28 protein-coding genes, 2 tRNA genes and 3 pseudogenes are annotated in these 25,180 nt (G+C 72.9%); 16 read left to right on the top strand and 17 right to left on the bottom strand.

The genetic code is table 11. The annotated features are described in order from the left end of the window. The first annotated feature begins 40 nt into the window (after positions 1 to 40). Entirely contained in the window at positions 41 to 424 is a 384-nt protein-coding gene (locus AB0I68_RS09670) for a hypothetical protein (protein ID WP_363176665.1), read from the top strand. A 202-nt stretch (positions 425 to 626) separates the two neighbouring features. After that, a complete protein-coding gene (locus AB0I68_RS09665) occupies positions 627 to 1,475 on the top strand; it encodes a DDE-type integrase/transposase/recombinase (protein ID WP_363176664.1) in 849 nt (282 codons plus the stop codon). A gap of 136 nt (positions 1,476 to 1,611) precedes the next feature. Here AB0I68_RS09665 and AB0I68_RS09660 read toward each other — a convergent pair whose 3' ends face one another. Further along, positions 1,612 to 2,508, bottom strand: a complete 897-nt coding sequence (locus tag AB0I68_RS09660; protein WP_363176663.1) for an IS3 family transposase — start codon at positions 2,506 to 2,508, stop codon at positions 1,612 to 1,614. Continuing rightward, a complete protein-coding gene (locus AB0I68_RS09655; RefSeq protein WP_363176662.1) occupies positions 2,505 to 2,813 on the bottom strand; it encodes a transposase in 309 nt (102 codons plus the stop codon). Before AB0I68_RS09655 ends, AB0I68_RS09660 begins: the two co-directional genes overlap by 4 nt. A 75-nt stretch (positions 2,814 to 2,888) precedes the next feature. Between AB0I68_RS09655 and AB0I68_RS09650 the strand changes: the two are divergent. Further along, positions 2,889 to 3,077 (top strand): annotated as a pseudogene (locus AB0I68_RS09650) (tyrosine-type recombinase/integrase); the annotation flags it as partial. A 122-nt stretch (positions 3,078 to 3,199) separates the two neighbouring features. Here AB0I68_RS09650 and AB0I68_RS09645 read toward each other — a convergent pair. Both AB0I68_RS09645 and AB0I68_RS09640 read right to left on the bottom strand, forming a co-directional pair. After that, positions 3,200 to 3,273: transfer RNA gene (locus tag AB0I68_RS09645), tRNA-Lys, on the bottom strand. Then, positions 3,264 to 3,843, bottom strand: a pseudogene (locus AB0I68_RS09640) (hypothetical protein). Before AB0I68_RS09640 ends, AB0I68_RS09645 begins: the two are co-directional and overlap by 10 nt. 359 nt (positions 3,844 to 4,202) lie before the next feature. Between AB0I68_RS09640 and AB0I68_RS09635 the strand changes: the two are divergent. Next, the gene (locus tag AB0I68_RS09635) at positions 4,203 to 4,469 is read left to right on the top strand and encodes a hypothetical protein (RefSeq protein ID WP_363176661.1); all 267 of its coding nucleotides are present in this window, start codon (positions 4,203 to 4,205) and stop codon (positions 4,467 to 4,469) included. Between the two features lie 49 nt (positions 4,470 to 4,518). Here AB0I68_RS09635 and AB0I68_RS09630 read toward each other — a convergent pair whose 3' ends face one another. The 5 genes from AB0I68_RS09630 to AB0I68_RS09610 all read right to left on the bottom strand — a co-directional run bounded on the left by AB0I68_RS09630 (position 4,519) and on the right by AB0I68_RS09610 (position 9,756). Next, positions 4,519 to 4,869, bottom strand: a complete 351-nt coding sequence (locus tag AB0I68_RS09630) for a hypothetical protein (protein WP_363176660.1) — start codon at positions 4,867 to 4,869, stop codon at positions 4,519 to 4,521. Between the two features lie 94 nt (positions 4,870 to 4,963). Next, positions 4,964 to 6,298, bottom strand: a complete 1,335-nt coding sequence (locus tag AB0I68_RS09625; protein WP_363176659.1) for an AAA domain-containing protein — start codon at positions 6,296 to 6,298, stop codon at positions 4,964 to 4,966. Further along, on the bottom strand, positions 6,295 to 7,860 hold the full coding sequence (locus AB0I68_RS09620; RefSeq protein ID WP_363176658.1) for a hypothetical protein: 1,566 nt from the start codon (positions 7,858 to 7,860) through the stop codon (positions 6,295 to 6,297). Before AB0I68_RS09620 ends, AB0I68_RS09625 begins: the two co-directional genes overlap by 4 nt. Continuing rightward, the gene (locus AB0I68_RS09615; RefSeq protein WP_363176657.1) at positions 7,848 to 8,981 is read right to left on the bottom strand and encodes a hypothetical protein; all 1,134 of its coding nucleotides are present in this window, start codon (positions 8,979 to 8,981) and stop codon (positions 7,848 to 7,850) included. The genes AB0I68_RS09620 and AB0I68_RS09615 overlap by 13 nt, the downstream gene beginning before the upstream one ends. Then, positions 8,920 to 9,756 (bottom strand): phosphatase PAP2 family protein, encoded by an 837-nt coding sequence (locus AB0I68_RS09610; RefSeq protein ID WP_363176656.1) that lies wholly within the window; start codon positions 9,754 to 9,756, stop codon positions 8,920 to 8,922. Before AB0I68_RS09610 ends, AB0I68_RS09615 begins: the two co-directional genes overlap by 62 nt. A 117-nt stretch (positions 9,757 to 9,873) precedes the next feature. Between AB0I68_RS09610 and AB0I68_RS09605 the strand changes: the two genes are divergently transcribed. Further along, a complete protein-coding gene (locus tag AB0I68_RS09605) occupies positions 9,874 to 10,470 on the top strand; it encodes a histidine phosphatase family protein (RefSeq protein WP_363176655.1) in 597 nt (198 codons plus the stop codon). Between the two features lie 136 nt (positions 10,471 to 10,606). On the opposite strand, the gene AB0I68_RS09600 is transcribed toward AB0I68_RS09605, so the two are convergent. Continuing rightward, positions 10,607 to 11,902, bottom strand: coding sequence for a tetratricopeptide repeat protein (locus tag AB0I68_RS09600; protein WP_363176653.1), 1,296 nt, complete (start codon positions 11,900 to 11,902; stop codon positions 10,607 to 10,609). A 276-nt stretch (positions 11,903 to 12,178) separates the two neighbouring features. On the opposite strand from AB0I68_RS09600, the gene AB0I68_RS09595 reads away from it, so the two are divergent. The 3 genes from AB0I68_RS09595 (at position 12,179) to AB0I68_RS09585 (ending at position 13,848) form a co-directional block, all read left to right on the top strand. Beyond that, positions 12,179 to 12,619: a hypothetical protein gene (locus AB0I68_RS09595; protein WP_363176652.1), complete on the top strand. Its 441-nt coding sequence runs from the start codon at positions 12,179 to 12,181 to the stop codon at positions 12,617 to 12,619. An 83-nt stretch (positions 12,620 to 12,702) separates the two neighbouring features. Beyond that, positions 12,703 to 13,512, top strand: a complete 810-nt coding sequence (locus tag AB0I68_RS09590) for a fused MFS/spermidine synthase (RefSeq protein ID WP_363176725.1) — start codon at positions 12,703 to 12,705, stop codon at positions 13,510 to 13,512. Positions 13,513 to 13,641: 129 nt separating this feature from the next. Continuing rightward, positions 13,642 to 13,848 carry a cold-shock protein gene (locus tag AB0I68_RS09585; RefSeq protein ID WP_363176651.1) on the top strand — a complete coding sequence of 69 codons (207 nt, stop codon included), beginning with the start codon at positions 13,642 to 13,644 and terminating at the stop codon, positions 13,846 to 13,848. Positions 13,849 to 13,879: 31 nt separating this feature from the next. On the opposite strand, the gene AB0I68_RS09580 is transcribed toward AB0I68_RS09585, so the two are convergent. Beyond that, positions 13,880 to 14,422: a hypothetical protein gene (locus AB0I68_RS09580; protein WP_363176650.1), complete on the bottom strand. Its 543-nt coding sequence runs from the start codon at positions 14,420 to 14,422 to the stop codon at positions 13,880 to 13,882. Between the two features lie 79 nt (positions 14,423 to 14,501). Here AB0I68_RS09580 and AB0I68_RS09575 point away from each other — a divergent pair, with 79 nt between their 5' ends. The 3 genes from AB0I68_RS09575 to AB0I68_RS09565 all read left to right on the top strand — a co-directional run bounded on the left by AB0I68_RS09575 (position 14,502) and on the right by AB0I68_RS09565 (position 17,379). Beyond that, positions 14,502 to 15,191, top strand: coding sequence for a response regulator transcription factor (locus tag AB0I68_RS09575; RefSeq protein ID WP_363176649.1), 690 nt, complete (start codon positions 14,502 to 14,504; stop codon positions 15,189 to 15,191). Positions 15,192 to 15,198: 7 nt separating this feature from the next. Next, positions 15,199 to 16,584 carry a HAMP domain-containing sensor histidine kinase gene (locus AB0I68_RS09570; protein WP_363176648.1) on the top strand — a complete coding sequence of 462 codons (1,386 nt, stop codon included), beginning with the start codon at positions 15,199 to 15,201 and terminating at the stop codon, positions 16,582 to 16,584. Positions 16,585 to 16,704: 120 nt separating this feature from the next. Then, positions 16,705 to 17,379 carry an NAD(P)-binding domain-containing protein gene (locus tag AB0I68_RS09565; RefSeq protein ID WP_363176647.1) on the top strand — a complete coding sequence of 225 codons (675 nt, stop codon included), beginning with the start codon at positions 16,705 to 16,707 and terminating at the stop codon, positions 17,377 to 17,379. Positions 17,380 to 17,457: 78 nt separating this feature from the next. Here AB0I68_RS09565 and AB0I68_RS09560 read toward each other — a convergent pair whose 3' ends face one another. Both AB0I68_RS09560 and AB0I68_RS09555 read right to left on the bottom strand, forming a co-directional pair. Next, positions 17,458 to 18,513, bottom strand: a complete 1,056-nt coding sequence (locus tag AB0I68_RS09560) for an MFS transporter (RefSeq protein WP_363176646.1) — start codon at positions 18,511 to 18,513, stop codon at positions 17,458 to 17,460. 159 nt (positions 18,514 to 18,672) lie between these two features. Further along, positions 18,673 to 19,176, bottom strand: coding sequence for a MarR family transcriptional regulator (locus tag AB0I68_RS09555; protein WP_363176645.1), 504 nt, complete (start codon positions 19,174 to 19,176; stop codon positions 18,673 to 18,675). Positions 19,177 to 19,301: 125 nt separating this feature from the next. Here AB0I68_RS09555 and AB0I68_RS09550 point away from each other — a divergent pair, with 125 nt between their 5' ends. The 3 genes and pseudogenes from AB0I68_RS09550 (at position 19,302) to AB0I68_RS09540 (ending at position 20,615) form a co-directional block, all read left to right on the top strand. Then, positions 19,302 to 20,135: an NAD(P)H-binding protein gene (locus AB0I68_RS09550; RefSeq protein ID WP_363176644.1), complete on the top strand. Its 834-nt coding sequence runs from the start codon at positions 19,302 to 19,304 to the stop codon at positions 20,133 to 20,135. Between the two features lie 127 nt (positions 20,136 to 20,262). Beyond that, a pseudogene (locus AB0I68_RS09545) lies at positions 20,263 to 20,454 on the top strand (LacI family DNA-binding transcriptional regulator); the annotation flags it as partial. A 38-nt stretch (positions 20,455 to 20,492) separates the two neighbouring features. Further along, a complete protein-coding gene (locus AB0I68_RS09540) occupies positions 20,493 to 20,615 on the top strand; it encodes a hypothetical protein (protein ID WP_363176643.1) in 123 nt (40 codons plus the stop codon). A 103-nt stretch (positions 20,616 to 20,718) separates the two neighbouring features. On the opposite strand, the gene AB0I68_RS09535 is transcribed toward AB0I68_RS09540, so the two are convergent. The 4 genes from AB0I68_RS09535 to AB0I68_RS09520 all read right to left on the bottom strand — a co-directional run bounded on the left by AB0I68_RS09535 (position 20,719) and on the right by AB0I68_RS09520 (position 23,625). Then, positions 20,719 to 20,791 (bottom strand) — tRNA-His (locus AB0I68_RS09535). Between the two features lie 107 nt (positions 20,792 to 20,898). Beyond that, positions 20,899 to 21,501 carry an oligoribonuclease gene (orn, locus tag AB0I68_RS09530; protein WP_363176642.1) on the bottom strand — a complete coding sequence of 201 codons (603 nt, stop codon included), beginning with the start codon at positions 21,499 to 21,501 and terminating at the stop codon, positions 20,899 to 20,901. A 91-nt stretch (positions 21,502 to 21,592) separates the two neighbouring features. Beyond that, positions 21,593 to 22,765 carry a helix-turn-helix domain-containing protein gene (locus AB0I68_RS09525; RefSeq protein WP_363176641.1) on the bottom strand — a complete coding sequence of 391 codons (1,173 nt, stop codon included), beginning with the start codon at positions 22,763 to 22,765 and terminating at the stop codon, positions 21,593 to 21,595. A gap of 374 nt (positions 22,766 to 23,139) precedes the next feature. Further along, positions 23,140 to 23,625 (bottom strand): hypothetical protein, encoded by a 486-nt coding sequence (locus AB0I68_RS09520; RefSeq protein WP_363176640.1) that lies wholly within the window; start codon positions 23,623 to 23,625, stop codon positions 23,140 to 23,142. A 340-nt stretch (positions 23,626 to 23,965) separates the two neighbouring features. On the opposite strand from AB0I68_RS09520, the gene AB0I68_RS09515 reads away from it, so the two are divergent. Both AB0I68_RS09515 and AB0I68_RS09510 read left to right on the top strand, forming a co-directional pair. Next, positions 23,966 to 24,496, top strand: a complete 531-nt coding sequence (locus AB0I68_RS09515; protein ID WP_363176639.1) for a universal stress protein — start codon at positions 23,966 to 23,968, stop codon at positions 24,494 to 24,496. A gap of 99 nt (positions 24,497 to 24,595) precedes the next feature. Further along, the gene (locus AB0I68_RS09510; protein ID WP_363176638.1) at positions 24,596 to 25,165 is read left to right on the top strand and encodes a GPR1/FUN34/YaaH family transporter; all 570 of its coding nucleotides are present in this window, start codon (positions 24,596 to 24,598) and stop codon (positions 25,163 to 25,165) included. The last annotated feature ends 15 nt before the right edge of the window (positions 25,166 to 25,180 follow it).

Below are 25,180 nucleotides of genomic sequence, written 5' to 3'. Positions count from 1 at the left end.
GGGTTAGCCTGAGAGGGCGCGACAGGAGACCCCACCCCTCATGACCAGCACCAAGCCCGCCGGATCCGACCCGGCACCCAGGCCGAAGCGCCGCAGTTTCAGCCCCGAGTACAAGCTGCGGATCGTGGCCGAGTACGACGCCGCACCCAAGAACGAGAAGGGTGCGGTCTTGCGCCGCGAGCGCCTGTACCACTCCCACGTCACCGAGTGGCGGGCCGCGCGGGATGCCGGCGCCCTGGAGAACCTTGTCGACAAGCGCACCAGCCCGGCGAGGCCGAAGCGGTCCGCCACCGAGCTGGAGAACGAGAAGCTGCGCCGCCAGGTGGAACGGCTGGAGAAGGAACTGGCCAGGAACAAGGCCGCACTGGAAATCCTGGGAAAAGCTTCGGCGCTCTTGGAAATGATCTCCGAGAGCGCGGACTGAAGCACACCGCCGAGCCGGTTGTGGACACCGCGTTCACCGGCATCGAGGGCGAGCTGGGCATCACGTCCGCGTGTCGGCTGACCGGCCGCTCCCGCGCCACCCACTATCGCCGGCTGCGGCCCCCGCCACCGCGCAGGCCCGTAAGCCGCAGGCCCAGCCCTCGGCCCTCCCGGCCGCAGAGCGGGCCTCGGTACTGGAACTGATGAACAGCGACGAGTACGCCGAGCTTGCGCCCGCACAGATCTGGGCCCGCGAGCTGGACGCCGGGCGTTACCACTGCTCGATCTCCACGATGTACCGGATCCTGCGCGAGCGGGGCCAGAGCGGCGAACGCCGCCGCCAGGCCACCCACCCCGCCAAAACGGTGCCCGAGCTGGTCGCCACCGCCCCGTCGCAGGTGTTCACCTGGGACATCACCAAGGCGGCCGGACCAGTCAAGGGCATCTGGTATCACGCCTACGTGATCATCGACATCTTCAGCCGGTACATCGTCGGCCACACCGTCGAGGCCGCCGAATCCGCGGAGCGCGCTGAGGAGTTGATCCGGGAGGCCATCACACGCAACCACATCGTGCCCGAGACCGTGCACGCCGACCGCGGCACCTCGATGACGAGCAGGAAGGTCTCCCAGCTGCTGATCGATCTGGGGGTGACCAGATCGCACTCGCGTCCGAAGGTCTCCAACGACAACCCCTACAGCGAGGCCCAGTTCAAGACCACGAAGTACATGTCGGACTATCCCGAACGGTTCGACTCCCTGGCCCACGCCCGCGAGTGGTTCGACGCGTTCATCGCGTACTACAACCACGAACACCGGCATTCGGGCATCGGCTGGCACACGCCCGCCAGCGTCCACTTCGGGACCGCCGAGGAAGTCCGCGACCAGCGCGCGGTCACCCTCGCCCAGGCATACGCACGCCACCCCGAACGCTTTGGCCGCCCGCCCCCGACCACCCGAGATACCCCAGAAGGCATGGATCAACGATCCCGCCAAACGGAGGGAACCCACACCACAAACCTCATAGCGTCACGACCGTCTCACTGGACTTGAAATCTTCCGCGTCGCTGAAGCTTGAGGCTGTCCGGCTGACGGTGGTCGCGCTCGACTTCACCCACCTGACCACCGTGGACAAGGCTAGGGAGGAGCGGGTCACTGAAGTTTCCCCGTGATCCTGGACACGTTTCCGTTACGCCGCGAGGGCTTGGTCCTGCTGGTAGCGCAGGCGTGTCTCGTGGGGGGTGACGTAGCCCCAGTGGACGTGTTTGCGTAGGCGGCGTCGGTTGTAGAAGGTCTCGATGAAGTCGAAGATGTCGGCGCGGGCGGTGACGCGGTCGGGCCAGAACCGGATGCCGATCTCTTCTTTCAGGACAGCCCAGAAGCTTTCCGCGGCGGCGTTGTCGAAGCAGCTCCCGGTCCGTCCCATGCTCTGCCGGTGCCCCAACATGCTGAGTCTGTCGCGAAGTTGGCGGGAGGTGTATTCCGATCCGCGGTCACTGTGGATCACACAGCCGGGCTCAAGGCGGCCCAGCGCGGTGGCCATGTCGAGCGCGTCGACGACAAGCTCGGCGCGGTGGTGGTCGGCCATCGAGTACCCGATCACCTCTCGCGTGGCCAGGTCCAGCCAGGACGCGAGGTAGAGCCAGCCCTCGGCTGTGGGGATGTAGGTGATGTCTCCCACGATCTTCGTGCCGGGGCGGGTGGCGGTGAAGTCCCGGCCGATCAGGTCCGGCGACGGGGCCGCCCTGGTATCAGCTTCGGTCAGGCCGCGACGCCCGGTGCGCCGGCTGTTTCCGGTAATGCCGTGCTCCCGCATCACCCGCTCGACCCGCTTGCGGTTGACCGTCCGGCCCAGCCGGCGAAGTGCAGCGGTGACGCGCGGGACGCCGTAGTTCCCGCGGGAGGCGAGGTGGATCACCGTGATCTCGTGCACCAGGGCCTCATCGGCCCGCCGTCTCGCCTCGCGGTTCTCGGCCCCGGCAGCCCACGCGTAGTGCGTGGACCGGGCGGTCTTCATCACCTTGCACAACAAAACGACCGTGTAGTTCGCCTTCTCCGCGTGGATGAACCGGCATATCTCACTCACCGGTCGCTCTCCTTCACGAAGAAGGCCGTCGCTTTTTTCAGGATCTCGATCGTTTTCGCCTGCTCGGCGGTCAGCTTCCGCAGCCGCCTCAACTCCTCGTCTTGGTCGTCGGCCGCCGACCCGGCCGCCGTGGCACCGGTGCCCGATCCGGCGGCCTGGGCCTTCTTCACCCAGCCCCGCAGGGACTCCGAGCTGATCCCGAGCTCCCGGGCGACCTCGGTCACCGTCCGGCCCGACGACCGCACGAGCTCGATCGCGTCCCGCTTGTACTCGTCCGAGTACCGCCTCATGTACTTGCTTCCCACCTGGCACTGCTTCCTCTGGGCTCTCACGTCCCAGTCTCCAGGTGTCCACAATCAAGGGGAAGCTTCACGGGCTACCTGCCCCCGATCCGGCTGCACGACCTGCGACACAGCGCGGCCACGCTGGCGCTGGCCGCTGGAGGAGACATGAAGGTGATCTCGGCGATGCTCAGGCACTCATCCATCCAGATCACGGCCGACACCTACACCTCGGTTTTGCCGGAGATCGCCCACGCCAACGCCGAAGCGGCCATCGCGCTGGTGCCGCAGCCGAAGCCCGCGCGGTCGGGCGGCGGCGCGGTTAGCCCCTCGCTAGCACCGAGCCCTAGAAACGCCAGAGGCCGTTCTCCCCGAAGGGAGAACGGCCTAGTCAGGCGATTGCCTCGCTGTGCGCCGCCAGGGACTCGAACCCCGGACCCGCTGATTAAGAGTCAGCTGCTCTAACCAACTGAGCTAGCGGCGCTTGCTGACGAGGAAGACATTAGCAGGGAGATGGCCGGAAGGAAAAATCGATATCCGCAGCTCGGGCGGCGCGGACGTACGCCCACAGAAGGGCCTCGGGTCCGGGGAGCCAGGGGGTGCGGGTATCGGGGGCGACGAGCCAGCGGGACGGGCCGGGGGTGGCGGCGAGCGGCGGCACGGTGACGGCGTCGCCGCGGCCGTGGCACAGGGGCGCGGGCACGGAACTGTCCCACTCCTCCCAGGCGAGCAGCGCGGGGAGCCGGTGGGCGGTCCCGGTGGCGGCGAAGAGCAGCATCCGCCCGCGGTGCACGGCGACGGGCCCGGAGCCGGGGCCTTCGGCCCAGAGCAGGTCGAGCATGCGGCGCCCGAGGACGAGCGGGACGTTGACGACGTCGAAGGCGGTTCCGCAGGGCAGCGTGGCGGGCGCGGTGGCCCGGGCCTCCCAGAGTGCGAGGGTGCTGTGCGGGTGCGCGGAAGCGGAGGCGAGCCAGGCGGCGCCCTGGGGGGTGACGTGGGTGGCGGTGCGTGCGTCGTGGGTGGGGCAGGCGGGTGCCGTCGTCAGCGTCGTCATGCGGACCGGTCTACCGGGCGTAGTGATGTGCTTTCCAGGAGTTACGGAAAACCGTGACAGGGTGGGGGATGGTGGGCTATGTTGCGCCCCGCATATGCCAGCTGCGCCGTCTGCCGCACCCGGCGCGCACCGCGGAGCCGGGCCGACGCACCGGCCCCGGGCGGTCGCGAGTGCGTACGTGCGTGCGTTCCGGAACTGTTCTCGCGTCGTATGCGCGGGGGTTCACCCGCTCGACCCGTCCGGTGCGCCCGCTCTCCCGTTCCGGGGTATCCGCCCTCGGCGTCGGCCCGGCCGCCGCCCCCGCGCGCGGTCGCGGGACACCCGGGACCGCAGCCCCGACCGAGAGCAGGTGCATTCCCATGCGTCGTCCGGCTCGTATCCCCGGTGTCCTCGCCGGCCTGGCCCTCGCCCTCGGAGGCGTCGTCATCGCCGCTCCGGCCGCCCACGCCGACCTCGTGGCCTGCCAGGACCTCGTCCAGCTCCAGGGCACCGAGGTCACGGACGCCGTCCGGATCGCGTGCTACGTCGGTCTCACGGGAGACCAGGACGGCTGCGCCAACGGGCTGCCCCGGCCCGGCGTCGAGGGCGCCATCGCGGCCGAGGCGTGCCGCCAGGCCCCCCAGTAGCCGAGCGAGTACCCGAGCAGTGGCCGAGCGCCCCGTAGGCCGCGGCGGCCTACGGGGCTTCCGGGCCCGCCTCGCGCAGCAGGGATTCGCCGAACTCGATCATCTTGCGGGCGTAGTCCTCGGTCCACTCCGCCTGCGCGGCGATCGCCGCGGGCGGCAACCGGTCGAACCGCCGCGGATCGGCGAGCTGCGCGGCTGCCAGTGCCTGGAACTCCACCGCCCGCTCCTGGGCCGCCCGGAAGGCGAGGGTCAGCTCGGTGGCGCGGGCCAGCAGCTCAAGCGGGTCCTCGATCGACTCCAGGTCGAAGAAGTGCTCCGGGTCCGTGGCGGCCTCCGAGGGCTCGAAGAGCAGCGGCGCAGGCCGCAGCTTCCGCTCGGTCGTCCGCTCGGGCTCTGCCATGCGTGTCCTCCTGCTGCGCGTTCGGGATCCTTCCGGGCCACCCTCCATTGTCCAACGCCGCGCAAGAGCGCCGCCCTCGGGCCGCGACCGCGCATCAGGGCCGCCAGGCCACCCGGTGCTCCGCCAGGTGCGCCAGGACCGAGTGGTTCGCCTCCCAGCCGTCGGGGAATTTGACCGTCACTCCCAACTGGACCGGTTCCGTGGACGGATGGTCGTCCAGCAGCTCCGCTATCCCCGCCCGGGCCACGACCACGCAGGCGTGCCGGTGCCGCGAGGCCAGCACGCACAGGCGGCCCGTCTCCAGGTGGAAGGCCGTCGCGTCCGGGCGGCCCGACAGCGGGTGGAGCACCACCGTGAGGTCGTACTCCCGCCCCTGGAGCCGGTTCGCGGTGTCCACCGTGACCCCGGTGACGCCCAGGTCCGCCAGGGCGGCGCGGACCGCCGCCGCCTGGTCGCGGTGCGCCGTGCCGACCGCGATCCGGTCGGCGGTCAGCGGGGCCGGGACCTCGGACTGCTCGTCCGCCGTCACCGCCCCCCGGTCCAGCGCCCGGCGGACCACCAGGGCCACCGCTCGGACGGCCTCCGGATCGGTGCGCGGGGTGTGCCGCGCGGGCAGCTCCAGCAGGCCCCAGCCCGACTCGGCGGCCTCGTCCAGCACCCGGTCCGGGCCCGAGCCGTCGCCCGCGACCCCGTACGACAGCCGCCGCTCACCCGGACCCGTACCGCTGCGGAACTGCGAGTACGGGTAGAACGCCCGCGAGACCAGCGGCGCGGCCGTCGCCGGGAGCCGCCACGACACGGGCAGCCGGTGCTGCGGCAGGTGCGGGTTGTGGGCGAGGAGGGTGCTGACCGCCGATGCCGACGGGTCGTACGACAGCCCCGCCCACTGCTCGGCGCCGACTACGCTGAACGGGTCCAGCTGCCCCGGGTCGCCGACGAACAGCGCCCGTTCGAACAGCCCGGCCACGGCCAGCAGCGCGTCCGAGCGCATCTGGTACGCCTCGTCGACGATGGCGTGCTCCCAGGGCTCGGTGTCCTTCACGTACGCCCACTTCGCCGCCGTCGAGATCGTGATCGGCAGCTCGGCCAGGTCCGCCGGCTTCGCGGAGAGGGTGACCGAGGGCAGCTCGCGCAGCGCCGGGTCGTACGCGTCGCCGTCGCTGCTGTGCAGCCGGCCGACCTTCAGCTCCGGGTCCTTGTCGGCGAGCCGCAGCACCAGGTCGTCGACCTGCGCGTTGGTCTGCGCGACCACCATCAGCCGGCGCCCGGCCGCGGCCAGCTCCCGGGCGGCCCGCACCACGAGCGTGGACTTGCCGGCGCCGGGCGGGGAGTCGACGACCACGCCGCGCTCGCTCCCGTGCAGCGTGTCGCGCAGGATGGCGGCGGTCGCCTCGGCGGCGGCCGTGCCCGGATCGAATGCGGTGCTCACAGGATGTCCTCGTCGGTCACGGCGTCGGGCAGCACGGCGGCGGTCGCGGATCCCGGCGGTCCGCCGTGCGTCCACGGCGTCCGGTCCGGGTCCGGCAGCTTCGGGCCGCCGCGCGCGTCGTGCTCGAACAGGGTCCAGCAGACCCGGTCGCCCTTCTCCGGCACCGAGCCCGGCTCCGGCTCCCGGCCGCGGCCCATCTTGTCCAGCAGCCGCAGCACGAGCCGGCCGTCCTCCTCGTACCGTACGAACTGCGCGGACTGCGGGCGTCCGTCCAGTGAGCGGAACACCTTGCCCCCGCCGCCCTCCGCGAGCTGCGGACGGTCCTCGGTGGCCACCGTCACCAGCGGGCGCGGACTCGGCCGCTTCGACTCCGTCCACTCCATCACCACCTCGGTGACCTCGCCCGCGAAGGCCTCGCCCGACAGCCGCCGGCCCGCCATCACCAGCGGATCGTCCAGTGCCTCCTGGGCGTCGAGCCGCACCTGCTCGGTCTCCCGCGTCGCCAGCTTCTGCGCCGCCGTCACCGCGTCGTCGCGGCGCGGCTGCGGGGGCTCGCCCGCCCGGACCCGGTCCCGGTGGCCGGTGTACGACCAGCGGTCGCGGGTCCAGCGCTCCTCGGCCCGCTCCCCGGGGGGCAGCGCGCGCAGCAGCTCCAGCGACTGCCACACCGCCCGCCAGGTGGGCCGCATCTGCTCCGCGACGAGCTCCCGGACGGCCGCCTCGGCGCGGTCCAGGGCCGGCCGGTCGCCCGCGGTGCGCGCCGCGTCGTAGCGGGCCATCGCCGGGGCGAGCAGCTTGTTGTCGAAGGCCGGGTCGGTGGCCGGTCCGGCGGGCGGGACCAGCAGCTGCCCGTCCCGGTCGCGGCCGAGTTCGGCCCGCAGGGCCGCCTCCGCGCCCGATTCCCCCTCCGGCGGGGCTATCCACGACAGCAGCGCGCCCAGGTGCTGGTCCTCCAGGTTGCTCTGGCCGGTGGCCCAGTGCCGCCCCAGCAGCTCCGTCGCCGAGAGCAGCATCGAGGCCCCCGGGACCCGGGAGCGCTCGCCGAGGTGCGTGAACCAGCGCCCCAGCAGCGGCACCCGCGTGGGTGCCGGGTAGGGGTTCTCCGGATCCTCCTCGGCCGTCCGCCGGAACCGCATCGACCGCCCCAGCAGCCGGACGTACTCGATGCCCGCCCGGCTCGGCACGATCACCTGCGGCGCGTCGAGGCACAGCTCGGCGGCGACCTTGCTCTTCGCCCCGGTCTCCGGGTCGGTCTCGGTCCGCTCCACGTACTCGACGTCGTCCGCGTACCCGTCCACGTACGGCAGGACCACGTCCGCCAGCTCCGCCAGGAACATCCAGCGCAGGTCCCGGTCGCGCGGCTGCGAAACCACCAGCAGCCGTGGCGCTTCGGGGTCCGTGCCGATCAGTGCGCCGAGCGGGGCCCCGGCCTCGCCAGCCGTCGTCAGGGGTACGAGGACCAGCGGGCGCTCGCTCAGATGCCGGTGCCGTACGGTCGCCAGCGCCTGGGCCCGGCCCGCCCGGACGGCCTCGAGGCGTGCGAGGGTGTTCAGGAGGGACATGCGGCTGCCTCCAGGGCCTCGGTGCGCAGCCTGGCGGCGTGGTGCAGCGCGGCCGCGGTCGGGTCGTCGGGACACCCGCCGCCGGCGGCGGCCGCGAGGGCCTCCTCGACGGTGGTGAGCGCGCCGAGCTCCCCCCGTACGGAGCGGCCGAGGGCGGTCACCTCGTCGTCGGCTCGGGCCCGCTCCCGGCAGTGGAAGGCCAGCTCGCAGGCGGCGAGGCACTCGGGGGCGTAGGCGGCGGATACGGCCGAGACCGCCTCGGTCAGTTCCTCGGCGGGCCGCGCCGGGTCGAAGCTGAGCCCCTCGGGCAGGGTCGCGGCCAGCTCCTCGACCCGGGTCAGCCGGTCCAGCTGGCGCCGGGTCACGGCACGCTCGCGGCGGACGTCGACGGGCGCGGCGGCGGGCAGGTTGGAGAAGTCCTTCGGGCAGACGAGCAGCACGGTGTGCCCGACCACGGCGGAGGCCAGCTTCTCGGCGGTCCGCTCCAGGGCCAGGACGTACACGGCGGCCTGCCGGGCGGCGGCGCCCACCTTCGCGGGATCGGCCGACCCGTCGATCAGCGGGAACGACTTGATCTCCACGACGGTCCAGCGGCCGTCGGGATGCACCACGACGGCGTCCGGCTCCAGATAGGCGGGGGTGCCCGCCACCTCCAGGGCCAGCATCGGGTGGTCCAGCAGCGTCCAGGCCTCCGCGGCGGTGGCCTCGCGCAGGGCGAGTGCGGTGCGCGCGGCGCGGCCCTCGGGTCCGGCGGCGGTCAGGTCGGGGACGCGGGCGCCGGGGCCGGGCGGCTCGGCGCCGGCGCCGAGGTGGCGGTGGACCAGCTCCAGCAGGGCGGCTCCGCCGTCGCCCTTGACCCTGGCCTCGAAGGAGTTCCCGCGGACGATGGCGAACTGCGACTGGCCGAAGGCGGCGGGCGAGCCGAGGGCCGCGGCCAGGGCGGTCTTGTCCACGCCGGCGCCGTCGAGCAGGGCGCGTCTGCCGCATCCGGGGTTGGCGGCGAGTGCCGCCAGCGCGCGGGCGTCGAGCGGGCGGGGCGGCACGGCGGGGCCGCGCAGGTCAGCGAGCCGCTGCCGCAGAGTCGTCTTCGGGGGCGGGCCGCTGGGCGGGTAGGAGCTCACGGGCGGAAGTGTCCCATCCGCCACTGACAATCGTGGTCGTACGGCGGAATCCGGCCGTTCGGGCGGTCAGCCGGCGCGAGATCGCGTACCCGGCGGCCATCACGGCGGCCCCGGCGGCGGCGTCCAGGAAGTAGTGGTTGGCCGTGCCCATGACCACGAGCACGGTGACGGCGGGATAGGCGATGCCGAGCCCCCGCAGCAGCGGGTGGCGCCCGTGCCGCCACAGCAGGACCCCGCACCACAGGGCCCAGCCGACGTGCAGGCTCGGCATGGCCGCGTACTGGTTGGTCAGGCCCCCGAGCCCGCGCGGCGCACTGGCCTGGGCGCCCCACCAGCCGTACGCGCTGTACTGGGCCATCGTGTCGGTGAACCCGTACGCGGCGTCCAGCAGCCGGGGCGGGCAGGTGGGCATCAGGGTGAAGCCGACGAGCCCGAGGAGGGTGGAGAGCACCAGCCAGGTGCGGGCGCCGCGGTAGTGCCGGGGGTGGCGCAGGTACAGCCAGACCAGCACGGCCGGGGTGACGAGGTAGTGCAGGGAGGCGTAGACGAAGTCGGCGGGTATGCCGAGCAGCCCCCGGTGGGAGAACAGCCGGTTGAGCGGCCGTTCGAAGTCGATCCCCAGCAGCTCCTCCGCCCGGAGGATCGCGAGCCCGTGGCCGACGGCGAGGTGCACGTCGCCCCGGGCGAGGAGTCTGCCACCGGTGTACGCGCCGTAGACGAGCCCCAGGAGCAGCAGTTCGGCCCACCACCGGGTGGGCTTCTGCCGATCAGTCATACGGTGTAGGACGCTTGTGCGACAGAGTGGGTTGCCTGGTGTTCATGTGATGGATGATGGATGGGCGACGCAATCGCCCGAAACGCCACGAACCCTTACGTACCGGGAGAATTTCCTATGGCCCCCCGCATCCTCCTGGCCCGCCACGGCCAGACGGCGTGGTCCCAGCTCGGCAAGCACACCGGACGCACGGACGTGCCCATGCTGGAGGAGGGCAAGCGGGGCGCGAAGCTGCTCGGCGAGCGGCTGGCCCGCGCCCCCTGGAACGGCCTGCCCGGCGTGGAGGTCCGCACCAGCCCCCTGGTCCGCGCGAGCGAGAGCTGTGACCTGGCGGGCTTCGGCGCCCAGGCGGAGCCGTGGGACACGCTGATGGAGTGGGACTACGGCGACTACGAGGGCATGACCCCGGCCGAGATCCAGGCGATCCGCCCGGGCTGGCTGATCTGGCGCGACGGCGTCCCGGGCGGCGAGTCCGTCGCCGACGTCGCGGCCCGTGCCGACGAGGTGGTCGCCTGGGCCCGCTCGGCGGAGCGCGACGTACTGGTCTTCGCCCACGGCCACATCCTGCGCACCCTGGCCGCCCGCTGGCTCGGCCTGGAGGCCTCCTTCGGCGCCCGCATCCGCCTGGAGCCCACCTCCCTCTCGGTCCTGGGCTGGGCGTACGGGGCCCCCGCACTGGAGCGCTGGAACGACACGGGCCACCTGGACCTCTGAAGCGAGCCCGAAGTCCCGTACGGGGCCGGGGGGTCGAGTGATCGGGGCGGCCGGCCGGACCGGCTGACCGCCCGGACCGCCCCGACCGACCGCCCCGACCGGCCGCCCGGACCGGCTGACCGCTCGGCGTCGCCGGTCAGACCGTGGCGTGGCGGGTCAGGAAGTCCGCCACGCGGGGGCTGCGCTGGTGCGGGACCAGGGTGCGGGCCGTCCCCGAGAGCATGGACCGGATCCGTGTGGACTGGACCTCGGTGAGCAGGTCCAGGACCCGTCCGCCCGCCCAGGCCGCCTCGTCCGGGGCGTCCGCCCGGGCCAGGTCGTCGGCCAGCTCGGCCGTGTAGAGGGCCACGTTCCGGGCGAAGTGCGGATCCTGGAGGTCCGCCGCGCGGCGGGCGTGCCGGGCCGCGCGGGCGTACTCCCCGAGGGCCGCCCAGCACCGCGACTCCAGGGACTCCAGCTCGGCCTCACCGAAGAAGGACATCCACTCCGGGTCCGCGCCCGTCTCGCCGCGGGAGAACTCCGTGTGCGCCCGGGTCAGCGCCTCCTCGCAGGCCTTGCGGTCCGCCAGGCCCGCCCAGCCGCCCGCCTCCCGCAGGGCGAGCAGCGAGAGCAGCCGGGGGGAACCGAGGGAGCGGGCGGCGCGGCGGCCCGCCTGGGCCGCCCGTACCGACTCCCGCGGCCGCCCGCAGTCCCGGGCCAGGAAGGCCATGTTGCTGAAGGCGTGCGCCTCCAGGCCCGCGTCCCCGGCGACCCGGGCCGTCGCCAGGGCCTCCGCGTAGTGCGAGCGGGCGTCCTCGAAGCGGCCGGAGTCGTGGGCCAGCCAGCCGACGGAGATGGCCAGTTCACCGGCGCCCGCGTGCAGCCGGTCCTCGGTGGACTGCCGGGTGGCTCCCGCATCCAGCAACGCGTAGGCGGCGCGCAGGGGTTCGGCGGCCCTGCGGTACAGGGCGTCGGCCCCGTGCCGGTCGTCCAGCAGCCGGATCTGGCGTACGGCCTCCTCGACGGCCGTCGCCTCGGACTCGCCGGCCCGGGAGGGCGGCCGGCGGGTGTCGCCGAGCAGGGTGACGCCGATCGTCGCGGCCGCCACGGTCGCGGAGCCGCCCGCCATGAACGCGCGACGCAGCACGTCGCTCTCCTTGTGGGTGAAGGGGGCGGAGCGCTGCGCCGACCGGCCGCGGACCGCCTCGCGCGGGGAGAAGCCCAGATCGGCCAGAGTCCGGCCGGGGAACATGTGCAGGAAGACCCGCTCGTACGCGTAGTTGGGGCAGCGGATCTCGCCGGACTCGACACGGCCGATGTAGCGGGCGTCGCAGGAAACCGTTTGTCCGATCTCCTTCGCGGCCCGGCGCACCATGGCCGCGAACTCGGCCGGGGAGTGCTGCCCGCGCAGCCGCCGGAACGTCTGATTGGGTGAGTGGGGGAACGCCGCCATGGACGTGGCCTCTCTGGCAAGGGACGCACCGCCGGTTCCGCGGGATGGAGCCGGGCCCGGCGCGCATGAACGTACCGCCAGCAGAGGGGGGCTCATGCGGTGTTTGCCTACAAAAGGGATATCTCACCCGCGATCCGCCATGAACTGCCATCCTTTGCAGCGTCTTGCCGCCGCACCCGTTGACGTTTCCGCGCGTTGAGCCCACGCAGGGGTGTGAGGTGACTCCCGCCCCGCTCGTACGCGGATCGAGGAGGGGTTCCCTTGATGGAGGGCGGCATGGAGAGCACTGGAATGAACACCGCGCCCGCGTCTTCGGGGGCGACCCCCGTCCCGGGCGTCGTGGCCGTCGCGGTCGCCCCGGCCGAGGCGCCGGACCTGGTGACCGTGCCCGCCCGGCAGGGTCTGGAGGCCGTGGACATCATCCGCCGCGCCGCCAGCGTGGCCGGCGGGGTCGGCCCGGTGCTGCACGACGGGTCCGGCGACACCCTCGGCTTCCTCGTCCCGCCCGGCACCGCCGACGCCTGGGACCTGCCGGGCAGCGCGTGCACGCAGACCAACGGGCGCGGCATGCGCTTCGGCGACGTGTCCCCGACCGCGGGCGACACCGGCTGGCTGCTCCCCCCGGAAGCCGTCGGGCCGGTCACCGACCCGGCGGTGCTGCGCGCCGCACTCGGCGAGGCGGCCCGCCTGATCGAGGCGGCGGACAACTGCCGCTGACCGGTCACAATGGGGTGGTGGCAGGCAAGGGCAAAGGCAGCAGGCAGCGCGGGCGCGGGACCTCCGAGGCGGTCGTCGGGCAGGTGGACGGCGGCACGGCGGAGCTCGCTCCCGACCGCGAGCGCGCGGACGCCTGGACCCTGCTCATCGACGGAGCCCCGCAGTCGCATGTGGACCTGGGCGATCCGGGGTACCTGGACTTCGCGTACCAGCGGCGGATCGGCCACCTGATCGACCTCGTCGCGCCCGCCCGGCAGCCCCTGAACGTGGTGCACCTGGGCGGCGGCGCCTTCACCCTCGCGCGCTACACGGCCGCCGCCCGTCCCCGCTCGACCCAGCAGGTCGTGGAGATCGACGCCGGGCTGGTGGCCTTCGTACGGGAACACCTGCCGCTGGACCCGCAGGCGCGGGTCCGGGTCCGGGCGGTGGACGCGCGGGCGGGCCTGGCCAAGGTCCCGGACGGCTGGGCGGACCTGGTGATCGCGGACGTGTTCAGCGGCGCGCGCACCCCGGCGCACCTGACCAGCGCCGAGTTCCTGGACGACGTACGCCGTGCCCTCGCGCCCGGCGGGTGGTACGTGGCCAACCTCGCGGACGGTCCGCCGCTCGTGCATCTGAAGGGCCAGATCGCGACCGCCGCGTCCCGCTTCGAGCACCTGGCGCTGGCCGCCGACCCGGTGGTGTGGCGGGGGAAACGATTCGGCAACGCGGTGCTGGTGGCCGCCGACCGGGAGCTGCCGGTCGCCGAGTTCACCCGCCGGGTGGCGAGCGACCCGCATCCCGGCCGGGTCGAGCACGGCCGGGCCCTCGCCGACTTCGCGGGGGGCGCGGCCCCGGTCGCCGACGCCTCCGCGGTGGCCTCGCCGGAGCCGCCGCCGTCGGTCTTCCGCTGAGGGGCCGCGACCTGCCGCGACGCGCCCTCGTTCGGATGACCTTGCGCTCCGATCGCCGCAGGAGCGGGTAGGTCTTCGACTCGAGCGCCCCGTCGGGGCGAGCGGTAGCGACAGCAGGGAGACAGCGGCATGGCTCAGGGCACCGTCAAGTGGTTCAACGCGGAGAAGGGATTCGGCTTCATCGCCCCGGAGGACGGCAGCGCGGACGTATTCGCCCACTACAGCGAGATCCAGGGCAACGGCTTCAAGGAGCTCCAGGAGAACCAGAAGGTCCAGTACGACCTCGGCCAGGGCGCGAAGGGCCCGCAGGCGACGAACATCCGCTCCCTGTCCTGACGGGCGCCGGCCTGATCCGAAGGACAGGCCCTCAGCCCTCGTACGTCTCCACCAGCGGCGGGTGGCCGTTCCAGGTGCAGAAGACCGACATCTCCCGGCCCGCCTTCGTGAAGGTGACCCGGATCCAGTACGGCTGCTTCCACACCTGCATCTGCCATCCGGCGTCCGGCGTCGCCGAGACCAGCTCGGCCGAGGACGCCCCGAGGTCGAAGACCACCCGGCCACCCGTGACCGGGTAGGCCTTCACCTTGCCCGGACCCCCGCCGTCACCCTGCTGCTCGTCCGGGCGCGGGCTCGGCGGGGCCGCCTTCTGCACGGGCTTGGCGGGGGAGGCGGTGGCGGAGGGCGACGCCGAGGAGGAGGGGGAAGGGGACGGCGAGTCCGGGGCCGGCTCGGGCGAGGGCGTCGCCGCGCGGTGCGTGGAGGAGGACAGCGGCCGCGTGGCCAGCGGCACCGCCAGCGGCGGATCGTAGGCCGTTCCGGACATGACCGTGTGCACGCCCCACCAGGACAGCGTCACCGCCGCCCCGGTCGCCAGCGTCCAGGCGAAAGCATGAACAAGTCCTCGGTGCATCAGGGCACATACTGCACCACCCGTCCCGGAGACGGCCCGACACCCCGCGTGGTCCCCCGAATGGACTACGGTGCCGCCCATGGCAAGTGTGCTCGTGGTCGAGGACGACCAGTTCGTACGTTCCGCCCTGATCCGGCACCTGACCGAGGCCTCGCACACCGTGCGGAGCGTCGGCACGGCCCTCGAGGCGCTGCGCGAAGTCGCCCACCACCGGTTCGACGTGGTCATCCTCGACCTCGGGCTGCCCGACCTCGACGGGGCGGAGGCGCTCAAGATGCTGCGCGGCATCACCGACGTACCGGTGATCATCGCCACCGCGCGCGACGACGAGGCCGAGATCGTCCGGCTCCTCAACGACGGCGCCGACGACTACCTGACCAAGCCCTTCTCCGTGGAGCACCTCTCCGCCCGGATGGCCGCCGTCCTGCGCCGCGCCCGCGTAGCCGCCGGGGCCGAGCCGCCCTCGCGGGTCCTGCGGGTGGGCGGGCTGGCCATCGACCCGCTGCGGCGGCAGGCCGAGCTGGACGGGGCGGTACTGGACCTGACCCGGCGGGAGTTCGACCTGCTGGCCTTCCTCGCCGGGCGGCCCGGCGTGGTCGTGGCCCGGCGCGAGCTGCTCGCCGAGGTCTGGCAGCAGTCGTACGGGGACGACCAGACCATCGACGTGCACCTGTCCTGGCTGCGCCGCAAATTGGGTGAAACGGCAGCCAGCCCCCGCTATCTGCACACGTTGCGGGGGGTCGGCGTCAAGCTGGAGCCGCCGCGGTGAGCGCGCGATGAGATGGGCGCTGGTCAAGGTGTGCCTCGCGGTCACGGCCATGGTGGTCGTGGCCTTCGCCGTGCCGCTCGGGCTGGTCGTCCAGGAGATGGCCAGCGACCGGGCCTTCTCCAACGCCGAGCGGCAGGCGGCGACCATCGGGCCGACCCTGTCCATCACCACCGACCCGGTGCAGCTGCGCAAGGCCGTGGAGTCCACACAGATGGGCGCGGCCCAGCGGATGGCGGTCCACGTGCCCGCGATCGGCGGCAGCGCGCCGGTGGAGATCGGCGCCGGCCGGGCCGGAGCGCACGCCCTGGAGGAGACCCGGCGGATGGGCCGGGCGATGACGGCCCCGCTGGCCGGCGGCGGTTCGGTGCTGCTCCAGCCGACCGCCCTCGGGTCGGGGGACATCGCCGTCGTGGAGATCTTCGTACCGGAGAGCGAGGTCAGCAACGGCGTCGCGACGGCCTGGGTGGTCCTCGCGGGCGTCGGCCTGGCGCTGATCGTGGGCTCGGTGGCGGTCGCCGACCGGCTCGGCGCCCGGCTGGTGCGGCCGGCCGAGCGGCTCGCGGACGCCGCGCACCAGCTGGGCGAGGGCCGGCTGGGGGCGCGGGTGCCGGAGGACGGGCCGAAGGAACTCCGCTCGGCGGCCGTCGCGTTCAACTCGATGGCGGACCAGGTGGTGGAACTCCTCGCCAACGAACGGGAGCTGGCCGCCGACCTCTCGCACCGGCTGCGGACGCCGCTGACGGTGCTGCGGCTCAACACGGCCTCGCTCGGCGACGGGCCGGCCGCGGAGCAGACCCGGGCGGCGGTGGAGCAGCTGGAACGGGAGGTCGACACGATCATCCGTACGGCCCGTGAACAGCGGGCACCCGCGACCGCCGCGGGCGGGGGCGGGGCGGGCTGCGACGCCTCGGAGGTGATCCGCGACCGGATGGCCTTCTGGTCGGCGCTGGCGGAGGACGAGGGCCGCGAGGTGCGGCTCGCGGGCGTGGACCGTACGGTGCGGCTCCCGGTCGCCCGGCCGGAGCTCGCGGCCGCCCTCGACGCCCTGCTCGGCAACGTGTTCCGGCACACCCCCGAGGGCACCCCGTTCGCGGTGGACGTCCACGACGCGGGGGACGCGGTCATCGTGCTCGTCTCGGACGCCGGCGCGGGCATCGCGGATCCGGACGCGGCCCTGCGCCGCGGCAACGACGGCGGCCGGGACGGCTCGACGGGCCTCGGCCTGGACATCGTGCGCCGGGTCGCGGAATCGACGGGCGGCGACGTGCGGATCGGCCGCTCGGTGCTCGGCGGGACCGAGGTCAGGCTGTGGATCGCCCTGGACGACCGGGCGCGGGGCGGCGCGGGCGGCGTACGGACGCGCCGCGGCCGCCGCAAGCGCCGCGGCGGCTGACACGGCGGCTGACACGGCGAAATCTTCCCGGACACCGGGATACCGGACCGGTGGCGGGGCCGGGCGGCATACCGTACGGGGTGGTTGGTTGTCCTTCCCCCGAACGGAATGGAACTGGTCATGCGCTACGCAGTCCTCGGCACCGGAATCGTCGGCCGTACGGTGGCCGGCCGCCTCGTCTCGCTCGGACACGAGGTGGTCATCGGCACCCGGGACCCCGGGGCCACCCTCGCCCGTACCGAGTACGCCGAATGGCAGGCGGCCCACCCGCAGGTCGGCCTCGCCTCCTTCCCCGATGCCGCCCGGCAGGGCGAGGCACTGGTCAACGCCACCGGCGGGCAGGTCAGCGTCGCCGCGCTGACGGAGGCGGACGCCGCGCACCTCGACGGCAAGGTGCTGATCGACATCGCCAACCCGCTGGACTTCTCCCACGGGTTCCCGCCCACCCTCGACCCGGTGGACGACGACAGCCTGGGCGAGCTGCTCCAGCGGACGTTCCCGCGGCTGCGGGTGGTCAAGACGCTGAACACGATGAACTGCCAGATCATGGTCGACCCGGCCCGTGTGCCGGGCGAGCACACCGTGTTCCTCTCGGGCGAGGACGCCGACGCCAAGAAGTCCGTACGCGAGCTGCTGTACTCCTTCGGCTGGCCGGAGGCGAGCGTCCTGGACCTCGGCGGCATCGAGACGGCCCGCGGCACCGAGATGCTCCTCCCCATTTGGCTCCGCCTGATGGGCACCCTCGGCCACACGGACTTCAACTTCCACATCCAGAGCGCGCGGCAGGCGCGCTAGACGGGCGGCCGTCCCGGATGGGCGCCGAGATGTTGCCGGTCCCCGTGGCCCGGCCGAGTGTGGGCCTGACGGAAGGAGTCAGGCATGAGAGTCATGCTCCGGGCCCACATCGACACACCGGCCGGCAACGAGTCCATCAAGAGCGGCGCCCTGCCCCAGGTCATGAAGAAGCTCATGGATTCCCTCAAGCCGGAGGCCGCCTACTTCGGGCTCTCCGAGGGCGTCCGGACCTGCTGGATCGTCTTCGACATGCAGGACAGCGCGAAGATGCCGCCGCTGCTCGAGGGCCTGTTCACGGAGCTCCACGCCGAGATCGAGGTCTCTCCGGTGATGGACGCCCAAGGGCTGGAGCAGGGGCTGAAGGAGATGGCGGCGGGCTGAGGCGCAGTCCCCGCCCGGCGGCCGCCCACGCGAGCATCGCGGAGGCGGCCGCTGCCGCGCAGGACACGGCGAAGGCCGCCCGGTGGCCGTACGCCTGCGCCAGCGGCCCCGCCGCCGCCGCGGCCAGCGCCTGGCCGGTGCGCCGGCGGGGCCGGGCGCGGTCGGGTGGACGGCGAACAGGGTCCCGAAGAGCAGGATCAGCCCGGCGGCGAGCACGAGCGCGGAGGCCGGGTGCACGGTCACGGCCAGGATTCCGGCGAGGGCGGGCCCGACCGCGAACCCGACCTCGTCGAGGGTGGTGTCGAAGGACAGGGCCGCGCCGACCAGGGCCTCGTCCTCGCCCGCCAGGTGCGCCCAGCGGGCCCTGGCCAGCGGGCCGACCTGCGGGACGGTGAGCCCGGCGGCGACGGCGAGGGCCATCTCGGCGGGCAGCGGCAGCCCGCCGAGGACGGCCGTGACGAGGGCGGCCAGGACGGCGGCGTTCGCGGCGCAGGCGGCGAGGAGCACGGGGCGGTGGCCGCGCCGGTCGGCGAGCCGGCCGATGACCGGGCCGCCGAGGGCCTGGCCGAGCCAGAGGGCGGCGGCGACGGTGCCGGCGTCGCCGATGCCGTCGCGTTCGTTGATGAGCAGGAGCGTCCCGATGGGGCACAGCGCGGCGGGCAGCCGCGCGAGGAACGCGTAGACGGGCAGGGCGCTGCCGCCGAGTGCGAACACTCCGCGGAAGCCGCCGGGGGCGGCGGCGGATCCGGACACGGACAACCTCCATCCGCACGCCGACCCTCCCGTGTCTCCGGCGCGCACTGTTGCCCGTTGGGCGGGACCGTAGCCGTGGAACGCCCGCTTCGGTAGGCCCTGTTCGCCCGGGGGAGGCCGGCGCCCGGAGACCGGCGCCCGGAAGCCGGCCGCCGGAGGTCAGCCGCCGGAGTTCAGGCGCTGGGCCTGGGACCGGCCGACCTCGGCGGCGCGGTGCAGGTAGTCGGCGATGACCGCGAGTTCGGAGTCGGAGTAGCCCTCCAAGACCGCGCCGAAGGCCCGGCCGGGGGTGTCCCAGGCCTCGCCGATCCGCCGGCGGGCCTCGGGGGCGAGGGAGACGAGGGAGCGGCGGCGGTCGTGGGGGTCGGCGTGCCGCTCGACGATCCCGGCCTTGACCAGCCGGTCGACGAGGCGGGTGGCCGAGCCGGAGGTCAGGCCGGTGAGGCGGGCGATGTCGCCGGTGCTGACGGGGCCGGGCTCCATGTCGAGGAGGGCGACGCACTGCATGTCGGTGGGGTGCAGGCCGACGTGGTCGGCCATGGCCTGGTTGAAGAGCGAGTAGTCGGCGTAGTGCCGCTGGCTCTCGGTGACGATGCGCGCGAGCAGCTCGGCGCGGCTCCACTCATCACGGGCGTCACTCGAACGAGGGGAATCGGTTGACATCGGCTTCTCCATGCCTGAAATTTATCTGTGTGACGCAGAATATTTGTTGTGCAGAATCTGTGCCACGTACTCATTCTAGCGTGAGCCACACGCCGGAACACGAACGAGAACAAGAAGAACAGGAAGTGGAACCCGCCATGTCGATCCTCGTCACCGGTGCCCGCGGCGCCGTCGCCCGCGGCCTCGTCTCCCTCCTCGCCGCCCACGGCATCCCCCACCGCCTCGCCTCCCGCGAGCCGGACACCCCGGGCGCCGTCCACTGCGACCTCACCGATCCCTCGACCTTCCCCGGCGCCCTGGCCGGTGTCCGGTCCGTCTTCCTCTACGCCGAGGCCGCCGCCATCGGCGCCTTCGTCGAGGAGGCCGTCACCGCCGGAGTCGAGCACGTCGTGCTCCTGTCCTCCTCCTCGGTGCTCGGCCCCGGCGCCGCCGACAGCCCGCTGTCCGCCTCCCATCTCGCCGTCGAGGAGGCCCTGCTGGCCTCCCCGCTGCACACCACCCTGCTGCGCCCCGGCTCCTTCGCGAGCAACTCCCTCGGCTGGGCCTGGTCGCTGAAGTCCGGCCGCGCGGTGCACCTGCCCTACCCGGGCGCCTACTGCGACCCGGTCCACGAGGCCGACATCGCCGAGGCCGCCTACGCCGTCCTCACCGACCCCGCCCTCGCAGGCCGCGCGTACCACCTGACCGGCCCGCATTCCCTGACTTTCGCGACCCAACTGGCGATACTCGGCGGGGTTCTCGGGACCCCGGTGCCCTTCGAGTCCGTCACCGCCGAGCAGTGGAAGTCCGAGGTCGACGGCTACATACCCGGCCCCTATGCCGACGCACTCCTCGACTACTGGGCCGCCGGTGACGGCCTGCCCGCCGAGATCACCGACGCCGTCGAACACCTCACCGGCCACCCGGCCCGCTCCTTCGAAACCTGGGCCGAGGACCACGCGGACGCCTTCCGCGCCTGACCGCCGAGATCCCCTGCGCAGGGTGTCGGAAGGTGTGGCACGGGGCTCGAGGGGATCGGCGCAGGCATTCGGAAACGGGCCGGTGCAGTGGTCGTCGAGTCGAGGTGGGGGAGACCGGGAGGAAGCCATGAACGGGCACGGGCGGGGCAGAGGACGGCCGACGCTCGAGGAGGTCGCGGTGCGCGCCGGCGTCGGGCGCGGCACGGTCTCCCGGGTGATCAACGGGTCCCCCAAGGTCAGCAAGCGCACCAGGGCCGCCGTCGAGGCCGCCGTCGCCGAGCTCGGGTACGTCCCCGACCGCGCCGCCCGGGCCCTGGCGATCCGCCGCTGACCAGGGTCCGCCAGCCGATCGAGGAGATGGGCCGGACCAGGGCGCGCTTGCTGCTGGCGCGGAGAGCGGGGGCGGCGCGAGGAGCCGGGGCGGCCGGGGAAGCGGCCGTGGTGCTGCCGACCGAGCTGGTGGTGCGGGAGTCCTCGTAAGCGTCTCGTATGTCCCGCGGGTCCCGCGGGTCCCGCGGGTCCCATAGACCCGGGAAACGCAGAGGGCCCCGGTCCGCTTTCGCGTACCGGGGCCCTCTCGCAGGGTGAGTGACGGGACTTGAACCCGCGGCCACCTGGACCACAACCAGGTGCTCTACCAACTGAGCTACACCCACCATGTCCGGTCGGAAAACCGACCGGCCGAAGAAAAGGTTACAGGGTCCGGGAGGGTGCTCGCGCCCCCCTTTTTCCCCGACCCGTCTCCGGAGGGTCCTGCCGGGTCCTATTCGGCGGACAGGGTGTACTTGGCGGCGATGGACCGGGCGGTGTCCGAGTCGGGCCCGGGCTGCGGCACGAAGACCGCCTCCCGGTAGTAGCGCAGCTCGGCGATGGAATCCTTGATGTCCGCGAGCGCCCGGTGGTTGCCGTTCTTCGGGGGACTGTTGAAGTAGGCCCGCGGGTACCAGCGGCGCGCCAGCTCCTTGACCGAGGACACGTCCACGATCCGGTAGTGCAGGTGGCTTTCCAGCGCGGGCATGTCGCGCAGCAGGAAGCCGCGGTCGGTGCCGACCGAGTTCCCGCAGAGCGGAGCCTTGCGGGGCTCCTTCACGTGTTCCCGTACGTACGCCAGGACCTGCGCCTCGGCATCCGCGAGGGTGATCCCGTCGGCCAGCTCGTCGAGCAGCCCGGAGGCGGTGTGCATCTCGCGCACCACGTCGGGCATGGTCTCCAGGGCCGCGTCCGGCGGGCGGATCACGAGGTCCACGCCTTCGCCGAGCACGTTGAGCTCCGAGTCGGTGACCAGTGCGGCCACCTCGATAAGTGCGTCGTCCGTCAACGAGAGCCCGGTCATCTCGCAGTCGATCCACACCATGCGATCGTTCATGCGGCCCAGCTTATGCGGATTATGCGGAAGGTCCCCCGCATCGGTGAAGACCGATGCGGGGGACCTTCGGGCAAGCAGGCCCCGCGAAGGGTTACGCGTGCTCGCGCAGGACCCGGTTCGGGGCGTACAGCTCCGTCACCGTCGAGCCGGCCGCGGCCAGGGCCGCCGCCGCCCGCTGGGGCTGCGGAGTGCGCTGGTGCGGTACCGGGGTGCCCTGGATCTCGGCGACCTGGGACACGTCGGCCTGCGGCCGGCGGGCCCGGTAGGCCGAGCGGTAGGCGGCCGGGGAGGACCCCAGCTGCCGCCGGAAGTGCCCGCGCAGGGCGACCGGCGAGCGGAACCCGCAGCGCCCGGCGACCTCGTCGACCGAGTAGTCGGAGGTCTCCAGTAGCCGCTGTGCCTGGAGCACCCGCTGGGTGATCAGCCACTGCAGCGGCGCGCTGCCGGTGAGCGAGCGGAAGCGCCGGTCGAACGTGCGCCTGCTCATGTACGCGCGGGCGGCGAGGGTCTCCACGTCGAACTGCTCGTGGAGGTGCTCCAGGGCCCAGGCGACGACCTCGGCCAGCGGGTCGGCGCCGATCTCCTCCGGCAGCGACCGGTCGAGATAGCGCTCCTGGCCGCCCGTGCGGCGCGGTGGGACGACGAGCCGGCGGGCCAGTGCCCCGGCCGCCTCGCTGCCGTGGTCCGTGCGCACGATGTGCAGGCACAGGTCGATTCCGGCCGCGGTGCCCGCGGACGTCAGCACGTCGCCGTCGTCGACGAACAGCTCGCGCGGATCGACATGGACGGACGGGTACCGCTTGGCCAGCGTCGGCGCGTACATCCAGTGCGTCGTCGCGGGCCGGCCGTCCAGCAGACCGGCGGCGGCGAGCACGAAGGCTCCCGTGCACAGTCCGACGATCCGGGCGCCCTCCTCGTGCGCCAGACGCAGTGCGTCGAGCGCCTCCGGAGGCGGCGGTGAAGTGATCGAGCGCCAGGCGGGCACGACGACCGTGCCTGCCCGGGCGATCGCCTCCAACCCGTACGGCGCGGTGAGCTCGAGTCCGCCGGTGGTCCGCAGCGGACCGTCCTCACCGGCGCATACGAGCAGTCGATAGCGTGGAACTCCCGCGTCCTGCCGGTCGATGCCGAACACGGAAAGTGGAATGGAGCTCTCGAAGATCGGCCCGCCGCTGAACAGCAGCACCGCGACGATCTCCCTGCGGCGACGCCCCGCGAGCTTCCTGCCGGCGTCCGCGACGACGGCGGTGGAATCCTGGCTCATGGCTAAGCCCCCCTTGGGTGTCGCGACTCCTTGGTCTGGTCGCACCTGCACGTTTCCCCTCGGCCTTGCACGTGGATCCCCCGCCGTAAAAACATGATCGAATCTACTGCGTCCCGTGGTGTCGGCGTGACAAGTTCAGCACGCAGCGCTATGTCGACTTGGCAACTTGGCGAAAAGCATTCGATCAGGAAGCGTTCCACTCCGCTACCGGAGTGGGAAGCTCGCCGTCCGGCCATGGCCAGTACCCGTAGGGTCTCGGAGCCCCCCTGGCGCCGTCGTCGCTGGTGGTAGGGGGATTGAGGGGGCATTCCGGCAAGACGGGCACTGTGCCGGGAAGTTGGCTGAAAACATGCGGGTGTGGGTGTGCGAATCAGTCAGTCCTCAGGGGAGATTCCACCGGACGTGTAGCAGCCGCGGCGCGCGTGGCTCCCGGAGCCGGCTCCGGACGCGGCCCCGGCGTGCGAACGCCGGCGGCGCCTGCCCGGCGGCTGCCGGTTCTCCGCGAGGACCAGGGCGGCCCGCTCGGCCTTCTCCGAGTAGCGCAGCATCGCCCGGCACGCGGCCGTGACGGCGGCCAGCCCGAGGGTCGCGACGGCGGCCCCGCCGAAGGAGGTCCCGTACACGACGAGCACCACGGGGACGAGCAGGCAGCTGAAGGCCGCCCAGCGCACCACGTCACCCGCGGGGTCGCCATGGGAGCGTCTGCCGGGGTGCACGGACGGGTGAACGGACGGGTGAACGGCGGCCGGGGTGAAATGCGGGGTCGTGTCGGTGTGCCGCGCGGTCCGGACGGAGCGGACGGAACGGACGGACTGGGTCGGCTGAGCGGGCTGGACGGGGTGAACCGGTTGGCCGGGCACGGCGTGCTCCCTGCGGGCTCTTCCTGGGCGGTCGGACGCCTGTCCAACGGTGCGCGGCGGGGCTCGGTCACTGCGCGCACGGGTGGCACGCACCGCCGCTCGTCACTGGCTGTAGGGGGCAGCGGCCATTGCCAAGGAGCCCTCGCTCCGGCATGCTCCCTGGGACGCTCTCCAAGGGCGGCATGCCCTGTGCAGGACAGGGGTGTCGCCGTACCCTGGTGGGTATGGGCTTGGGAAGATGCTTCCCGGACAGAGCTCCGTCACCCTGAGTCGTCGTTTTCGCCCAATGTCGCCCCGTCGCCTTGTCCCTTCCCCCGAGGACCCCTTCGCCGAGACATCCATGGCCGGTCACGAATCCCCCGAACCCGCGGACCGCAAGCGCAAACCCCTCGCCGACCCCGCGTCGAGCGACCTGCGCGCGGCGGAACAGGCACGTCATCCCTGCGACCCGGCCTTCCGGCACGGGGTCGTGGTGGGGTTCGACGGCTCCACGTCCAGTGAGCGCGCCCTGGCGTACGCGATCGGGATGGCCCGCCGGTCCGGATCCGGCCTGATCATCGTGCACGTGGCCAACCGGCTGCCCACCACCGTGTGGGCCGGCTGCGAGCCGCCCGTCTTCGTGGACGTACCGGACCACCGCACCGAGGTGCTGGGGCTGGAGCTCGCCTGCGCGGACTATCTGGCCGAGGTGCCGTGGATCCTGGTCGAACGGGGCGGGGACATCTGCCACGAGCTGGAGGAGGTCGGCCGCGAGTACTCGGCGGACGCCATCGTGGTCGGCTCCACGCACGGGATCGTGGGCCGGATCTTCGGGTCCGTTGCGGGCCGGCTGGCCAAGCGCGCACAGCGACCCGTTGTTGTCATTCCGTAACCCGCTGTACGTCGGTTGTGCGGTTGTGAACCCCCGTGTAAAGGGTAGATAAATGCTGCTGGGACGCAGCAAACAACTGCAGATCGAAGGGAGCCCGCCGTGGACAATGGTGTCTCTGCGGGAAGCACGGCCTCGACTTCGACCCTCGGGAACATAGCCCTGGGTCTCACCCTTCTCGCATTCGGTATCGGCCACACGGGCATCGTCAGCGGCGTGTCCGCGGCCAACTCCGTGTCACTCGCGACCTACGTCGGCGGTCTCGCCCTGTTCGTCCTCGGAGTCCTCGAATTCCGCGGCGGCAACGGCTTCAACGGCACGGCGTTCGCGGGCCTCGGCGCCTTCTGGTTCACCTGGGCCTCGGGGGCGGACGGAAAGGTTTCGGCACACGCGGCCGGACTGTTCCTGGTCCTCTTCGCCCTGCTCGCGCTGACCCTCGCGGTGAGCGCCTCGAGCGGAGTGTTCGGTCAGGGCACGTACGCCCTGCTCACCCTCTCCCTGCTGCTCCTCGCGGTCGGCTCCTTCGCCGACAGCGGCGGGCTCGCCAAGGCCGCCGGCTGGGTGGCCGCCGTCTCCGGGCTGCTGTTCTGGTACGGCGCCACGGCGGCGCTGGCCCACTGGCCCACCGCACTGGACAAGGCCTCCGGCAGCGGCGCGGTCGCCGCGGGCTGAGCGCCGAGGGCGCCG

The organism is Streptomyces sp. NPDC050448 (genome assembly GCF_040655295.1).
GTDB lineage: Bacteria > Actinomycetota > Actinomycetes > Streptomycetales > Streptomycetaceae > Streptomyces.
Note: the sequence above shows the minus strand (reverse complement) of the source record. Positions and strands in the feature narration are given on the sequence as shown.

Coding starts and splice junctions, on each gene's coding strand:
- AB0I68_RS09670 (WP_363176665.1), top strand. CDS start 41: ATGACCAGCACCAAGCCCGCCGGATCCGACCCGGCACCCAGGCCGAAG.
- AB0I68_RS09665 (WP_363176664.1), top strand. CDS start 627: ATGAACAGCGACGAGTACGCCGAGCTTGCGCCCGCACAGATCTGGGCC.
- AB0I68_RS09635 (WP_363176661.1), top strand. CDS start 4,203: ATGCGTCGTCCGGCTCGTATCCCCGGTGTCCTCGCCGGCCTGGCCCTC.
- AB0I68_RS09630 (WP_363176660.1), bottom strand. CDS start 4,869: ATGGCAGAGCCCGAGCGGACGACCGAGCGGAAGCTGCGGCCTGCGCCG.
- AB0I68_RS09620 (WP_363176658.1), bottom strand. CDS start 7,860: ATGTCCCTCCTGAACACCCTCGCACGCCTCGAGGCCGTCCGGGCGGGC.
- AB0I68_RS09610 (WP_363176656.1), bottom strand. CDS start 9,756: ATGACTGATCGGCAGAAGCCCACCCGGTGGTGGGCCGAACTGCTGCTC.
- AB0I68_RS09605 (WP_363176655.1), top strand. CDS start 9,874: ATGGCCCCCCGCATCCTCCTGGCCCGCCACGGCCAGACGGCGTGGTCC.
- AB0I68_RS09600 (WP_363176653.1), bottom strand. CDS start 11,902: ATGGCGGCGTTCCCCCACTCACCCAATCAGACGTTCCGGCGGCTGCGC.
- AB0I68_RS09595 (WP_363176652.1), top strand. CDS start 12,179: ATGGAGAGCACTGGAATGAACACCGCGCCCGCGTCTTCGGGGGCGACC.
- AB0I68_RS09585 (WP_363176651.1), top strand. CDS start 13,642: ATGGCTCAGGGCACCGTCAAGTGGTTCAACGCGGAGAAGGGATTCGGC.
- AB0I68_RS09580 (WP_363176650.1), bottom strand. CDS start 14,422: ATGCACCGAGGACTTGTTCATGCTTTCGCCTGGACGCTGGCGACCGGG.
- AB0I68_RS09575 (WP_363176649.1), top strand. CDS start 14,502: ATGGCAAGTGTGCTCGTGGTCGAGGACGACCAGTTCGTACGTTCCGCC.
- AB0I68_RS09570 (WP_363176648.1), top strand. CDS start 15,199: ATGAGATGGGCGCTGGTCAAGGTGTGCCTCGCGGTCACGGCCATGGTG.
- AB0I68_RS09565 (WP_363176647.1), top strand. CDS start 16,705: ATGCGCTACGCAGTCCTCGGCACCGGAATCGTCGGCCGTACGGTGGCC.
- AB0I68_RS09555 (WP_363176645.1), bottom strand. CDS start 19,176: ATGTCAACCGATTCCCCTCGTTCGAGTGACGCCCGTGATGAGTGGAGC.
- AB0I68_RS09540 (WP_363176643.1), top strand. CDS start 20,493: ATGGGCCGGACCAGGGCGCGCTTGCTGCTGGCGCGGAGAGCGGGGGCG.
- orn (WP_363176642.1), bottom strand. CDS start 21,501: ATGAACGATCGCATGGTGTGGATCGACTGCGAGATGACCGGGCTCTCG.
- AB0I68_RS09525 (WP_363176641.1), bottom strand. CDS start 22,765: ATGAGCCAGGATTCCACCGCCGTCGTCGCGGACGCCGGCAGGAAGCTC.
- AB0I68_RS09515 (WP_363176639.1), top strand. CDS start 23,966: ATGGCCGGTCACGAATCCCCCGAACCCGCGGACCGCAAGCGCAAACCC.